Source organism: Chelativorans sp. YIM 93263 (genome assembly GCF_028767125.1).
In the GTDB taxonomy this organism is placed as follows: Bacteria; Pseudomonadota; Alphaproteobacteria; order Rhizobiales; family Rhizobiaceae; genus Chelativorans.
In genome coordinates this window covers 1-13,597 of sequence record NZ_JAKCWP010000006.1, presented here as the reverse complement: position 1 = coordinate 13,597, position 13,597 = coordinate 1, and the positions used below count along the sequence as shown (strand labels likewise).

Here is a 13,597-nt window from a genome sequence, read left to right as displayed (position 1 = left end):
TTCCGGCGGAAACCGTTGGTCTGACTTTGAAATAATTCTTCCTTAAGGTGGATGCGCTTAGAAGTCTTCTTGCCCAGCAGGAAGAGTTGGTATGGCCAATCACGATAGCGACGTTCCGAAGGACGTCTACGTACAATTCGTCAGATCGCTGTTCGAGAGCAAGAATATACTGCTCGTCGGAGCACTGTGCCATGCCGTCGTTCCGCTCATGGCGTATGTTCGCACGCAACGGCCGATATTCGCTATCCTTTCAGTTGCACTGCTTGGCATCGGTATTTGGCGCTATCTTTGGGTTCGAAGCAGCCAGGCCCAACTTGATCTCCTGAACGACACTTCCGCTCGTAAATGGGAGAACAATTATATCTTCAAAGGCGCGGTTCAGGGCTTTTTTCTCGGAACCTTCGGCTTTGTCTCCATCTATTTGTACCCGGATCAATTTGTAGAGTTGGGCGCTGCCGCCGTTAACCTCGGTTCGCTTATTACCGTGGTGGGGCGCAACTACGGCTCGTCGCGCATGGTTTTTGTGTTCTCGACCACGCTGTTGGCGCCTATAGCTTTGGCTTTGATCCTGCGCGGGGACCTGGCGCATGTCTTTTTGGGCATCCTCACTATCCCGTTTATCTTCGTCATTATGAGAAGCGCCGATGAGGTGCGGAAGATCCTGGCACGCGCGGTAACGGAGCGCCGAAACGCTGATCAACTGGCACAGCGTTTTGACCGAGCTCTGAATACGATGTCACAGGGGCTCGTCATGTTCGGCCCGGCAGGACGGGTTGTCGTCGCCAACGCGCAAGCCGCGCAGGCTCTCGGCTTTCAGAATTCGGAGCAACCGCTGGGCCGCACTTTGAAGTCTTTGCTGATGCGTGGCGTTGCTGGCGGCCTGTTAAGCAGCAAAGATTTCAGGTATGCACAAGCCCAACTTACGCGCGCGCTCAGCAAAGGACAGGGGAAGAGAGTTCTGTTGCGGCTTACGGACGGGCGCCATCTGGAATTTTCCGCTCGAGAGGGAAAAGATGAGCTGGCAGTCGTCACCTTCGACGACGTGACCCAGAGAGTGGAGGCGGAGGAGAAAATCCGCCACATGGCACGCTACGATAGCCTCACGAACCTGCCCAATCGGGCCCACTTCCAGGAAATGGTGAAGGATCTGATGGCCGCGGGCGACCAGAACCGCCTCTGCGGTCTCGCTGTCGTGGACTTGGACGACTTCAAGAGCGTCAACGACACGCTAGGGCATCCGGTCGGGGACGGCCTTATCTACGCGGTTGCCGAACGTCTTGCGGAATTCGAAAGCGATAATGTGAAAGTCAGCCGCTTTGGCGGCGATGAGTTCACGGTCTTCTTCAATCGTGTGGAAGACGAGCGCGATTTTTATGTTCAGTTCGACGAGATTTTCTCTCGATTGCGGGGCAGTGTGGACATTGCCGGCCACATGTTGCCGACGCAGGCAAGCGGCGGTGCCGTTGTGACGCCGGCGCGTGACAGCGATGTCGATGCCATGATGGTGAAATCCGATCTTGCGCTGTACCGTGCCAAGGAGCAGGGTAAGAACGGCTGGCGGTTGTTCGAGGCGGAAATGGATCAGGCGTTCCGCGACCGCCAAACGCTAAAATCGGATCTACGCAGTGCCATTCGGGCGAATTCACTGCGTGTCGTCTACCAACCGATCGTAGACATAAAGTCGATGCGCATCTCCGGATGCGAGGCTCTCTGCCGCTGGAACCACCCCGAACTCGGCGCGATTTCACCGTCCGTTTTCATTCCCTTGGCGGAAGAAATGGGGATCGTATCAGAAATCAGCACTATTGTTCTTGAGGCCGCTTGCCGCGAATGCGTCCGTTGGCCCGAACACCTCGGCGTTTCGGTTAATCTCTCCGCCAAGGACTTTTATAATGGGAGCGTGGTCGACAAGGTTCGGGAAGCGCTGTCGAATGCGGGGCTTGCACCGCACAGGCTGGAGATCGAGGTTACGGAAACGGCCCTGCTGGACGACAGAACATCCACAAGCCAGTACATCGAGGAATTGAAGAAGGTTGGCGTACGGATCGCTCTTGACGACTTCGGCACCGGCTATTCGAGCCTCAGCTATCTCCACACCCTTCCTCTTGATCGAGTGAAGATCGACGGAAGCTTCCTGCGGGACATTGCGGGCGACGCACGTTCGCGTCAGTTGTTGATAGGCATCATTAATCTATCACGCAATCTCGGCCTGGCGGTGACGGTCGAAGGCGTCGAAACCTTCGAGCAGCTCAGGTTCCTGAGGGAATCGACGAAACCTGACCGGGTTCAGGGCTTTCTTTTCGGCTCCGCGCTCACCTCGACCGGCATCAAGACCATATCCGATATGGAGTGGTCTACCGATGAACGTTTCGTAGGCACAGGCTGAGTCTCGAAGCCGGCTCGATTTTTTCAGTATCGAGCCGGGCCGTTGCAAATGAGTTTTTGTGCCTCTGATTAACGTCCCGTTAACCTTAACAAAATGTAAACATTATTCCTTAAAATTTTAACTTCCTGGCGTCGTATCCGACGGTTATCCTCCTGAGCAACGTGCAGGGGGAATACTCATGATCGCTACTCGAACTGAAGTTTCGCGTAAGGATAGCCTCCAGGACGGCCTGTCTCCGTTTGATAGAAGTGTTCTGTCTCTTTTGGAGAAAACCGAGTACCGCTTTTGCGAAAGCGGTGAGGATCTGGAAGCGATTTATCGCCTGCGCTACGCATCCTACCTTGCGGCCGGAATGGTCCGCGAAGACGCAAGACGGATGGTCACCGACCGCTTTGACGACCTGCCCAACGCCTATCGATTTGGCGTGTTTCATGATGGGGCGTTGGTGAGCACCATCCGCCTACACTATGTGGATTCGAGCTACTCCACCTCGCCCAGCAACGAGGTCTTCGGTGATGTTTTGCAGCCTCGTATCGCGGCGGGTGAGACATTCATCGATCCCAGCCGCTTCGCGGCGGCTCCCGAGTGGTCACGTGCGCTGCGTGTCCTACCTTACGTCACGCTGCGCCTTGTCATACTGGCGTGCAAACACTTCCGACCGAGTTATTGCCTGACCGCGATCAAGGAAGAGCACACCGCATTCTACACGCGTATTTTCAATGCCGTTCCGGCCACGAGCGCGCGCACCTATCCGGGGCTGACAATTCCGGTCTACCTGCTGCAATCAACGTGCCGAGTGGATGAAGATTCGTTTTTTCAGCGTTTTCCCTACTTCCGTTCAACGGCCTTCGAGCGCCGCATGCTCTTCGACCGGCCGAAGCACGGTGAACTGGCGCCTTTGACCATCCTGCCAACGGCGAAATATCTCAAGAACGCGGCATGAACGCCGCAGTTCGGGATTTGCCGCCGGCTTGCCTTGTCCTCGGCGGGCGGCCATAACCGTTCCGGTGCATGCCGGAACGAAAAGCAGCCATGAGCATCAAGGACGAGATCGCCAGAGAGGCGCTTTGGGCCAGTGAGTTGACGCCCGAGGAAATGGAGCGGGCGCGGCATGGTCTGGTCGAGCGCGTTTATCCGAAGGGCAGCTATGTCTGCCATCGAGGCGACCGGCTCGACCACTGGACCGGCGTGCGCGAGGGGCTGGTCAAGATCAGCGCCATTTCGGCGGCCGGGAAAGCCATGACCTTTGCCGGCATGGCGGGCGGGAGCTGGTTCGGCGAGGGATCGGTGCTCAAGGACGAACCGCGCCAGTACGACGTCGTGGCCATTCGCGACACGCGCCTGGCGCTGATGCCGCGTTCGACCTTCATGTGGCTGTTCGAAAACAGCACCGGCTTCAACCGCTATCTCGTGCGCCAGCTCAACGAGCGCCTGGGTCAGTTCATCGCCAGCGTCGAATACGACCGCATCCTGGACCCGAAAGCGCGCGTGGCGCGCAATCTCTCCTGGTTCTTCAATCCGGTGCTGTGCCCGAATGTGAAAAACGAGATCGAGATCAGCCAGGAAGAGCTGGCGCTGCTCGCCGGCGTGTCGCGGCAGGTGGTCAACCGCGCGCTTCAGGGGCTTCAGGAAGAGGGGCTCCTGCGCGCCGAGCACGGGCGCATTACGGTTTTCAAGCCCGAGGCGCTCAGCCGGTACGACGTTTAAGATGGAATGCCCGCCGTGCGGCGGAAGACACAGCTCCGCCAGAATAAAGGCAAAACCCTGCTCTGTCTGTCAAGAGGCTGGTTGATTAGAGCGCGGGTTCGTGAAAACTTCCCTTTCAGGAGGCTCGCCTTGGGAGGGGTGAGCGCGTGGCGGGAGGCCGCGAAGGGAGGAGAACGCTTGGAGCAGGCACGTGTAGCGCCTGATACGCTAGCCAAATATCTGCTGCTGAACGCCGAGCGTTTTCGCGGCCGCCCGGCCATGCGCTATAAGGATTACGGCATCTGGCAAAGCTGGAGCTGGGACGAGCAGTTCGAGGAGGTGCGCGCATTCTCAATCGGGCTGCAGACGCTCGGCCTGAAGCGCGGCGACAGGATCGCCGTCATCGGTGCGAATCGGCCCCGGCTTTACTGGACCTTCGCCGCCGCGCAGGCGCTTGGGGCGGTGCCGGTGCCCGTCTACGCCGATTCGGTGGCGGAGGAGATGGCCTATGTGCTCGACCACGCGGAGGTAAAATTCGCCGTGGTGGAGGACCAGGAGCAGGTCGACAAGCTCATTTCGATTTCCGAGCAGGTATCGCACCTCGAGACGGTGATTTACGACGAGCCGCGCGGCCTGCGCGACTATGATCACACCAATCTGCATGCCTATCGTGATGTCCAGGCGGCGGGGCTGAAGCGCCTGGAGGAGAATGGAGCGGCGGAAGCGTGGCGCGCCGAGGTCGAAAAAGGCAAGGGTTCCGACCTTGGGGTGATGCTTTATACATCCGGCACCACCGGCAAGCCGAAGGGTGTCATGTTGTCCAATGACAATCTGGTGCGCTCGGCGGTGAACGGCAATGCGTTCGACCGGCTCACGGAGAAGGAGACGGTGATTGCCTACCTGCCGCTCGCCTGGGTGGGAGACCATCTGTTTTCCTATGCCCAGGCCTACACGGCAGGTTTCTGCGTAGCGTGCCCGGAACGTGCGGAAACCGTGAACGAGGACCGCCGCGAGATCGCGCCGACCTACGTATTCGCGCCGCCGCGCGTGTTCGAGGGGCTGCTGACCGCCATCATGGTGCGCATGGAGGATGCGAGCCGATTCAAGAAAGCGATGTTCGACTATTTCCTCGCTCATGCGCGCAAGGTTGGCGAGCCTATTCTCAATGGCGAGAAGGTCGGCCTCTGGGACCGGGTGAAATACGGTCTCGGCGAGTTTCTGGTTTATGGACCGCTGAAAAACCGGCTCGGCATGTCACGCATGCGTGTTGGCTACACGGCAGGCGAGGCGATCGGGCCGGAGCTTTTCAGCTTCTATCGCTCCATCGGACTCAATCTGAAGCAGCTTTACGGCCAGACGGAAGCGACCGTCTACATCACCGCCCAGCCGGACGGCGAAATCCGGCCCGATACGGTGGGCCTGCCGTCACCGGAGGTGGAAATCCGCATCGCGGATAACGGCGAGGTGCTCTACCGCTCGCCCGGTGTCTTCATCCGCTATTACAAGAATGAGGAAGCCACGCGCGAAACCAAGACGGAAGACGGCTGGGTGCATACGGGTGACGCCGGCTTCTTCGACGCGGACGGCCATTTGAAAATCATCGATCGTGCCAAGGATGTCGGCAAACTCGCCTCGGGCGCGCTGTTCGCGCCGAAATATATCGAGAACGCGCTCAAGTTCTTCCCCGACATTCAGGAGGCGGTGGCCTTCGGCCACGGGCGGGATTACTGCGCCGCGTTCGTCAACATCGATCTCGCTTCGGTGGGCAACTGGGCGGAGCGCAACAACCTCGCCTACGCCTCCTATCAGGAACTCGCGGGGCACCCCCGAATCTACGAAATCATTTCCGCGCATGTGGCGGAGGCGAACCGGCGCCTTGCGGCAGAACCCTTGATGGCAGCCTCGCAGATCCGCCGTTTTCTGGTTCTGCACAAGGAGCTCGACCCCGATGACGGCGAGCTGACACGCACGCAGAAGGTGCGGCGCAGTTTCATTGCCGAGCGCTATGGCGAACTGATTGAGGCGCTCTATGACGGTTCGACCGAGAAATATGTCGAGACCCAGGTCACGTACGAGGACGGCCGCAAGGGCATTCTGCGGGCGACCGTGCGCATTGTCGACGCTGAGGTCTACCCGGCCGAAACCGAGGAAATCCAGGAGGCGGCGGAATGAATTTGCATGCTGATCCTGCCGCCTTCGCCGAGCCCGACGACGGTATCGCGAAGGGTGCGGTGCTCCTGGAAATCCGCAATATTTCGCTCGCCTTCGGCGGGGTTAAGGCGCTCACCGATATTTCCTTCAATGTCCGTAAGGGGGAGATTCGCGCCATTATCGGGCCGAACGGCGCCGGCAAGACTTCCATGCTCAATGTCGTCAACGGCTTCTACACGCCGCAAAAGGGCTCGATCACCTTCCGCGGGCGGGAGCGCCGGGCCATGAAACCGCACCACGCGGTGGGGCAGGGGATCGCGCGTACCTTTCAGAATGTAGCTCTGTTTAAGGGCATGTCGACGCTTGACAACATCATGGCCGGCCGCTCGGTCATGATGAAGCGCAATATCCTCTGGCAGATGATCTGGCACGGCCCGGCGCTTAAGGAGGAGATCGCGCATCGGGAGGTGGTCGAGGAAATCATCGACTTTCTGGAGATTCAGCACATCCGGCACACGCCGGTGGGCAAGCTCCCGTACGGCCTGCAAAAGCGCGTGGAGCTCGGCCGTGCGCTCGCCATGGAGCCGAGCCTGCTTCTTCTGGATGAGCCAATGGCAGGCATGAACCTGGAAGAAAAGGAGGATATGAGCCGCTTCATTCTTGACGTGAATCAGCAAAGGGGAACAACCATTGCGCTTATCGAGCACGATATGGGCGTGGTCATGGATCTGTCGGATCGCGTGGTCGTTCTCGACTACGGCAAGATAATTGCCGACGGGGCGCCCGATCAGGTGAAGAATGACCAAGGGGTCATCGATGCTTATCTGGGCGTGCCGCATTAACCGAAGTAATTGAGAAAGGAAGACGGCATGTATGAATTTTCCCTTGCACCGCTGGTTTCGCTGATCGCCGGCATTCTCATTCTGATTATTCCGCGACTCCTGAGCTACATCGTCGCGTTTTATCTCATCATTATCGGCATTCTCGGGCTTTTCCCCGGGCTCGCCGGATAAGGCCGCCAAAAGAGGGAGGGAAATCGGGCCATGGACATTCTGAACACCATCTTCGTTCAGCCTTTCGCCGACATGGCGGCGGCGCCCGATTTCCTTCTTCAGGTGATCTGGGAGGGGCTTGTCGGCGGCGTGCTCTATGCGCTGATCGCGCTTGGCTTCGTGCTCATCTACAAGTCCTCGCGCATCTTCAACTTCGCGCAAGGCATCATGGTGGTGTTTGCCGCGCTTACTCTCGTAGGGCTCTACGAGATGGGCATACCGGCGCTACTGGCAGTTCCGCTGACGCTCGCGGTCATGTTCGCTCTGGCGGTCGTCGTGGAGCGCGTGGTGTTACGGCCGCTGGTCAACCAGCCCGACATCATCCTGTTCATGGCCACCATCGGGATCACGCTCTTTCTCGTCGGCCTTGGAGAAACGATCTTCGGCGGCGAAAACAAGGTGATGATCACTGCCGAGCTCGGCATTCCCACCGGCAGCATCATGCTGGAGCCGTTCGGCGGTTTCGTCTCGATCGAAGAGCGTGACCTTACGGCTGTTGTCGGCGCCGGCGTTCTGGTGGCATCGCTTCTCGTTTTCCTCAACCGGACGAAGATCGGCCGCGCAATCCGGGCATTGGGCGACGATCACCAGGCCGCGCTCTCAATCGGCATTTCCCTTTCCACGATCTGGGTCATTGTCTGGTTCATCGCCGGCATCATCGCGCTCGTTACCGGCATTGCGTGGGGCGCGCGCGCTGGCGTTTCCTTCGCGCTGGAGGTCATCGCCTACAAGGCGCTGCCGGTCTTGATGCTCGGCGGGCTGGAGAGTGTCACCGGCGCCATCGTTGGCGGGCTCGCCATAGGTGTTCTGGAGAAGCTCTTCGAAGTTTACTGGGGCCAGCCGCTTTTGGGCGGGAATACGGAAGCCTGGTTCGCCTATGTGTTGGCCCTCATCGTTCTCCTCTTCCGCCCGCAAGGCCTCTTCGGCGAACGCATTATCGAGCGGGTGTGAGGGGATGCTGAGAATGGCCGATATAATCCCTTCAGTCGTCGGCGTTTCCGCAAGAGCGCTGATTGAACGCGCCGTCGACAACCCCACCCGACCGCTTCGCGGCCACCTGCCCCTCAAGGGGGAGGGAAGCGCCCCACTCGACAAGGAAGGCTAGCGTATGCTCTATCGTACTGCAGGGCAGTTCAAGACCAGCTACGCGGAGGATCATGCGCTGTTTCCCGTGCGGCAGGATGCGATGCTGCTCGGGGTCATCCTGCTGTTCGCCTTCGTCATTTTGCCGCTGACAGCCAGTGCGTTCACCTTCCAGGCCCTGCTCATTCCGGTGCTGATCTACGCCCTGGCTGCGCTGGGACTCAATATCCTCACCGGCTATGCCGGCCAGCTTTCGCTCGGAACCGGCGCCTTCATGGGAGTCGGCGCCTATGCCTGCTACAAGCTCATCACCATCTTCCCGGAGTTGAACATCTTCCTGGCTATAGCGCTGTCGGGGTTTTTCTCCGCGGGAACCGGTGTTCTGTTCGGGCTGCCCTCGCTCAGGATCAAGGGCTTTTATCTGGCCATCGCCACGCTCGCCGCGCAGTTCTTCCTCGTCTGGCTGTTTCAAAAGTGGGGCTGGCTTTACAATTACAGCTCTTCCGGCGCCATTCAGGTGCCCAATATCGAGATGTTCGGCGTCACCGTCACCGGGCCGCGCGCGTCCGACCTCGTGCAATATTACTTCGTCCTGGTGGTTGTCTGCCTCGTGACGTGGCTGGCCATCAACATCACGCGCGGACGCATCGGACGGATGTGGAAGGCGGTGCGCGACATGGATATCGCCGCGGAACTCGTTGGCATCAACCTGATGCGGGCCAAGCTCACGGCTTTCTTCGTTTCATCCTATATCGTCGGGGTTTCCGGCGCGCTGTTCGTCTTCATGTGGCGGGGTGCGGCGGAGGCCAATCTGTTCGACATTTCGTTGTCGTTCCGCGTTCTGTTCATCGCCATCATTGGCGGGTTGGGCTCGATCCTGGGCAACTATCTGGGCGCGTTTTTGATCGTCGCGCTGCCGGTTGTCATCGGAGCGGTGCCTGCTGCGTTCGGTATTCCGATTTCGTCGTCGACGGTGGAGCATCTGAATGTGATGACGATCGGTGCGCTGATCATCGCGTTCCTGATCTTGGAGCCGCACGGGTTGGCGCGTCTGTGGGCTATTATCAGGGAAAAGCTGGTGTTGTGGCCCTTTCCGCACTGAGGAGTCGGGCTGCAGGGTTGAGGAGATGCCTCGAAAAGAGGCGCAAGAGGAGGAGAAAAAGAAGATGAAAACCATGCTCAAGGCAGCGTTGCTGGCGACGATTGCGGCCGGGCTTGCCGCCCCCGCCGTCGCTCAGGATGCCCTGCAGCTTCCGAACATGTCGTACCGCACCGGTCCGTTCGCCGCGACCGGAACGCCGCATATGAACGGTCAGCTCGATTACATGACGATGCTCAATGAGCGCGATGGCGGCATCAACGGTGTCCCTGTCGCGTTCGAGGAATGCGAAACGGGCTACAACACCGAAAAGGGTGTCGAGTGCTACGAGAAAACGAAATCGGAAGGCGCGCTGGTCACGCAGCCCTGGTCTACGGGCATCACGTTGCAGGTGCTGCCGCAGACCAATGTCGACGAGATCACCGTTTACGCCCCCGGCTATGGCTTCTCCGCCATGCAGGACGGCAAGGTCTTCCAATGGGCGTTCAATCCGCCGACGTCCTATTGGGACGGCGCGTCGATGATTGTGAACGCGCTCGGCGACGGCAATCCAGACAATCTGAACGGCCAGAAGATCGCGTTTCTTCACCTCGATCATCCTTATGGCAAGGAGCCGATCCCGCTGCTGGAACAGCTTGCGGAGAAACATGGCTTCACGCTGCTCCCGATTCCCGTCGGCTTGACGGAGATGCAGAACCAGTCGGCGCAATGGCTGCAGATCCGCCGCGAAAGGCCGGATTTCGTGGTGATGTGGGGCTGGGGTGCTATGAACGCCGGTGCGGTTACCGAAGCCGCGAAGACACGCTATCCGATGGACCAGTTCGTCAGCGTCTGGTGGGGCGCGCATGAGCCGGACCTGCGGCTTATCGGCGAGGAGGGGCAAGGCTTCCGCGCCTTGAGCTGGAACTTCCCGCGCTCGGATTCCCAGGTCATGCAGGACGTCAAGGAGTATGTCGTCGATGCGGGCAAGTCGCAGATCGATCAGGATAGCGGCGAGTTCGACAGCATGGCTTACCAGCGTGGCGTGCTCATGTCGGTCATTCTCGCCGAGGCGGTCAGGGTGGCGCAGGAACACGCGGACACGCCCGACATAAGCCGTGAAGATTTGCGCTGGGGCTTCGAAAACTTGAACCTGGACGAGGCCAGGCTGGAAGAGATCGGCGTTGAGGGCATGATGGCGCCATTCTCCACCAGCTGCGCGAACCACACAGGGAACGCCAGCGCCTGGATGGTGGAGTGGGACGGCGAGAAGTTCGTCAAGGTCTCCGACCTGTTGCCCGCCGACCGGGAGACGATCGATGCGCTCGTGGAAGAGCAAGCGGCCGCCTACGCGGAAGCGAACGCGCCCTGGCCGACAAACGAAGAGTGCGACCAGTAAGGCATTACACGTCGCCGGCCGGTGGAGACACGTTGCTCCCCGGCCGGGACGGCCATACAGCGCGAAGGAGTGACAATGGCCGCATCGACTGAAGCGGCGGCGCCGGAAGCCGCCCGGAAAATCCTCGAAGTCAACAATATCGAGGTCATCTACGACCGCGTCATTCTCGTCCTGAAAGGCGTTTCGCTTTCGGTCGTGCGCGGCGGCATCACCGCGCTGATGGGCGCCAACGGGGCCGGCAAGACGACAACGCTCAAGGCCGTCTCCAATCTTCTGCGCGGCGAACGCGGTGAGGTGACCAAGGGCAATATCATCTTTGACGGGGAAGAGGTCCAGAACACGTCGCCCAACGATCTCGTGCGCCGCGGCTGCATCCAGGTCATGGAGGGCCGTCACTGCTTCGCCCACCTTTCGGTCGAGGACAATCTGCTTTCCGGCGCCTTCACGCGCCGCGACGGCTCGGCGGCGGTCCGCGAGGATCTCGACCTCGTCTACTCCTATTTTCCGCGGCTGAGGGAGCGACGCAACAGCCAGGCGGGCTACACCTCCGGCGGCGAGCAGCAGATGACGGCCATCGGGCGGGCGCTGATGAGCCGGCCGAAAATGATTCTACTGGACGAGCCCTCCATGGGGCTTGCCCCGCAGCTTGTCGAGGAGATCTTCGAGATCGTCAAACGTCTCAACGAGGATCAGGGAGTCTCGTTTCTGCTCGCCGAGCAGAATACCAATATCGCGCTGCGCTATGCAACATATGGCTACATACTCGAATCGGGCCGTATCGTGCTGGACGGCGAAGCGGGCGCTTTACGCGAAAACGAGGACGTGAAGGAATTTTATCTCGGCGTTGGCGGCGAGGGGCGGCGCTCCTTCCGCAATGTCAAGCACTACAAGCGGCGCAAGCGCTGGCTGTCCTGATCTTGATCCCGATTTGAGGGTACCGGCTTTCCACTGCGGCTATGCGGCCCATTGCCCTTGGCGGCTGTTTTCGCTATTCCCTACGCGATTTCTTTCCCGAGGGGTTATGCGATGGCAGATGAAAAGCCGGATGAGCCGGTCGAAACGGGCGCGGAAATGGATTACGAGGAGCATCATCGCACCTACAATCTGTTTCTCGAGGTCTCCAAATATTCCAGTCTCGTGGTCATTGCCATTCTGATCGCGATGGCCTTCGGCTTCTTTACCGCCGCCGGCTTCATCTCCAGCACCATTCTTTTCATTCTCATCTGCGCAGTCGGCGTCTGGTTGCTTCGCTGACGTACAGGGGAGGCGCGGCGGGGCTCTCCTGTCGTGCGGAATTCCAACGACAAGGATCTGACGGTGGGACAAACAATCTTCGTACCCAGGGAGGTCGAGAACGAGCCGCGTGTCGCCATATCGCCTGATATGGTGAAGCGGTTTTCCGGTCTCGGTTTCGATCTCGTGGTCGAGAAGGATGCCGGAGCGGGCTCGCGCATTCCGGATGAGGACTTCAAGAATGCCGGGGCCAGGATCGGCAAGGCGACGGATGCCGCCAAAGCCGATATCGTTCTCAAGGTGCGCCGCCCGAATGGAGCAGAACTGAAGACCTATAAGAAGGGTGCGGTGGTGCTTGCCACCATGGACCCATACGGAAACGAGGCCGAGGTGACGGCCATGGGCAAGGCCGGCATTACGGCGTTCGCCATGGAGTTCATGCCGCGCATCACGCGTGCCCAGTCCATGGACGTGCTTTCCAGCCAGGCAAACCTGGCCGGCTATCGCGCGGTTATCGACGCGGCCGCCGAATATGACCGCGCACTGCCGATGATGATGACGGCGGCCGGTACGGTGCCCGCGGCCAAAGTCTTCGTGATGGGCGCAGGTGTCGCCGGCCTGCAAGCGATCGCCACGGCGCGCCGGCTGGGTGCTGTCGTAACGGCGACGGACGTTCGCGCCGCCGCCGGCGAGCAGGTTGCCTCACTGGGCGCCAAGTTCATCATGACCGAAGCGCTGAAGGATGCCTCCGGCGAGGGCGGCTATGCCCGCGAGCTGACCGAGGATGAGAAGAAGGCTCAAGGAGAGCTCGTCGCCGACCACATCTCCAAGCAGGACATCGTCATCACTACCGCGCTCATTCCTGGACGCCCGGCGCCGCGGCTCGTCTCCGCGGACATGGTGAAGTCCATGCGCCCTGGCTCGGTCATCGTCGATCTGGCGGTGGAGCGCGGCGGCAATGTAGAGGGCGCCAAGCCCGGCGAAGTCGCCACCACCGCCAACGGGGTCAAGATCCTCGGCCATCTCAATGTGCCGGGCCGCGTCTCCGCGTCCGCATCGCTGCTTTATGCGCGTAATCTCTACGCTTTCCTCGAGACGATGGTCGACAAGGAGAACAAGACGCTTGCCATCAACATGGAGGACGAGCTGGTCAAGGCGACCATGCTGACCCATGACGGCAAGGTCGTGCATCCGAACTTTGCCGATGCCGCGCCCAAGGCTGCATCTTCCGGCGGCGGGGCGGCCAAGAGCGGCCAGGCTGCGGCGAAAAAAGCCCCGACCAGCCGCAGGACGGCCTCGAAGACGGCTGCCAAGCCGGCATCGAGCAAGACCACTGCCAACCCGGCGGCGAGCAAAACCGCTGCTAGTTCGAGTTCCGGCAAAACTGCCGCCAAGCCGACACCGCAAAAGGCCGGCGATGGTGGTGCCGGAGCAAGCAAGGATACGGCGGCAGAAACGCCCGCCACGGATAAAACGGGGGGAAATAGCTGATGGAACCCACCGCTCTTGAACAGGCGCTTGAGCAGCTT

13 protein-coding genes are annotated in these 13,597 nt (G+C 60.0%); all 13 read left to right on the top strand.

All coding sequences use genetic code 11. The annotated features are described in order from the left end of the window. Positions 1-91 precede the first annotated feature (91 nt). The gene (locus tag LY631_RS13205) at positions 92-2,386 is read left to right on the top strand and encodes a putative bifunctional diguanylate cyclase/phosphodiesterase (protein ID WP_274425924.1); all 2,295 of its coding nucleotides are present in this window, start codon (positions 92-94) and stop codon (positions 2,384-2,386) included. A gap of 178 nt (positions 2,387-2,564) precedes the next feature. After that, positions 2,565-3,329, top strand: coding sequence for an N-acyl amino acid synthase FeeM domain-containing protein (locus tag LY631_RS13200; RefSeq protein ID WP_274425923.1), 765 nt, complete (start codon positions 2,565-2,567; stop codon positions 3,327-3,329). Positions 3,330-3,418: 89 nt separating this feature from the next. Next, positions 3,419-4,093, top strand: coding sequence for a Crp/Fnr family transcriptional regulator (locus tag LY631_RS13195; RefSeq protein ID WP_274425921.1), 675 nt, complete (start codon positions 3,419-3,421; stop codon positions 4,091-4,093). A gap of 177 nt (positions 4,094-4,270) precedes the next feature. Beyond that, entirely contained in the window at positions 4,271-6,244 is a 1,974-nt protein-coding gene (locus LY631_RS13190) for an AMP-binding protein (protein WP_274425920.1), read from the top strand. Then, entirely contained in the window at positions 6,241-7,065 is an 825-nt protein-coding gene (locus LY631_RS13185) for an ABC transporter ATP-binding protein (RefSeq protein ID WP_274425919.1), read from the top strand. The genes LY631_RS13190 and LY631_RS13185 overlap by 4 nt, the downstream gene beginning before the upstream one ends. 27 nt (positions 7,066-7,092) lie before the next feature. Then, complete coding sequence (locus LY631_RS13180; RefSeq protein WP_274425917.1) at positions 7,093-7,236, top strand: DUF3096 domain-containing protein; 144 nt, start codon at positions 7,093-7,095, stop codon at positions 7,234-7,236. Between the two features lie 30 nt (positions 7,237-7,266). After that, on the top strand, positions 7,267-8,226 hold the full coding sequence (locus LY631_RS13175; RefSeq protein ID WP_274425916.1) for a branched-chain amino acid ABC transporter permease: 960 nt from the start codon (positions 7,267-7,269) through the stop codon (positions 8,224-8,226). Positions 8,227-8,239: 13 nt separating this feature from the next. After that, positions 8,240-8,380 carry a hypothetical protein gene (locus tag LY631_RS13170; RefSeq protein WP_274425915.1) on the top strand — a complete coding sequence of 47 codons (141 nt, stop codon included), beginning with the start codon at positions 8,240-8,242 and terminating at the stop codon, positions 8,378-8,380. A 3-nt stretch (positions 8,381-8,383) separates the two neighbouring features. Then, positions 8,384-9,460, top strand: coding sequence for a branched-chain amino acid ABC transporter permease (locus LY631_RS13165; protein ID WP_274425914.1), 1,077 nt, complete (start codon positions 8,384-8,386; stop codon positions 9,458-9,460). A 64-nt stretch (positions 9,461-9,524) separates the two neighbouring features. Beyond that, on the top strand, positions 9,525-10,835 hold the full coding sequence (locus LY631_RS13160) for an ABC transporter substrate-binding protein (RefSeq protein ID WP_274425913.1): 1,311 nt from the start codon (positions 9,525-9,527) through the stop codon (positions 10,833-10,835). A 75-nt stretch (positions 10,836-10,910) separates the two neighbouring features. Beyond that, on the top strand, positions 10,911-11,750 hold the full coding sequence (locus LY631_RS13155) for an ABC transporter ATP-binding protein (protein ID WP_274425912.1): 840 nt from the start codon (positions 10,911-10,913) through the stop codon (positions 11,748-11,750). Between the two features lie 111 nt (positions 11,751-11,861). Continuing rightward, positions 11,862-12,089: an aa3-type cytochrome c oxidase subunit IV gene (locus LY631_RS13150; RefSeq protein ID WP_274425911.1), complete on the top strand. Its 228-nt coding sequence runs from the start codon at positions 11,862-11,864 to the stop codon at positions 12,087-12,089. Between the two features lie 63 nt (positions 12,090-12,152). Next, positions 12,153-13,559 carry a Re/Si-specific NAD(P)(+) transhydrogenase subunit alpha gene (locus LY631_RS13145; RefSeq protein WP_274425910.1) on the top strand — a complete coding sequence of 469 codons (1,407 nt, stop codon included), beginning with the start codon at positions 12,153-12,155 and terminating at the stop codon, positions 13,557-13,559. Positions 13,560-13,597 lie beyond the last annotated feature (38 nt).

Excerpts from the sequence above, each read along its gene's own strand:
- LY631_RS13150 (WP_274425911.1), top strand. The coding sequence starts at position 11,862 with ATGGCAGATGAAAAGCCGGATGAGCCGGTCGAAACGGGCGCGGAAATG.
- LY631_RS13175 (WP_274425916.1), top strand. The coding sequence starts at position 7,267 with ATGGACATTCTGAACACCATCTTCGTTCAGCCTTTCGCCGACATGGCG.
- LY631_RS13160 (WP_274425913.1), top strand. The coding sequence starts at position 9,525 with ATGAAAACCATGCTCAAGGCAGCGTTGCTGGCGACGATTGCGGCCGGG.
- LY631_RS13165 (WP_274425914.1), top strand. The coding sequence starts at position 8,384 with ATGCTCTATCGTACTGCAGGGCAGTTCAAGACCAGCTACGCGGAGGAT.
- LY631_RS13180 (WP_274425917.1), top strand. The coding sequence starts at position 7,093 with ATGTATGAATTTTCCCTTGCACCGCTGGTTTCGCTGATCGCCGGCATT.
- LY631_RS13185 (WP_274425919.1), top strand. The coding sequence starts at position 6,241 with ATGAATTTGCATGCTGATCCTGCCGCCTTCGCCGAGCCCGACGACGGT.
- LY631_RS13200 (WP_274425923.1), top strand. The coding sequence starts at position 2,565 with ATGATCGCTACTCGAACTGAAGTTTCGCGTAAGGATAGCCTCCAGGAC.
- LY631_RS13205 (WP_274425924.1), top strand. The coding sequence starts at position 92 with ATGGCCAATCACGATAGCGACGTTCCGAAGGACGTCTACGTACAATTC.
- LY631_RS13155 (WP_274425912.1), top strand. The coding sequence starts at position 10,911 with ATGGCCGCATCGACTGAAGCGGCGGCGCCGGAAGCCGCCCGGAAAATC.
- LY631_RS13195 (WP_274425921.1), top strand. The coding sequence starts at position 3,419 with ATGAGCATCAAGGACGAGATCGCCAGAGAGGCGCTTTGGGCCAGTGAG.
- LY631_RS13170 (WP_274425915.1), top strand. The coding sequence starts at position 8,240 with ATGGCCGATATAATCCCTTCAGTCGTCGGCGTTTCCGCAAGAGCGCTG.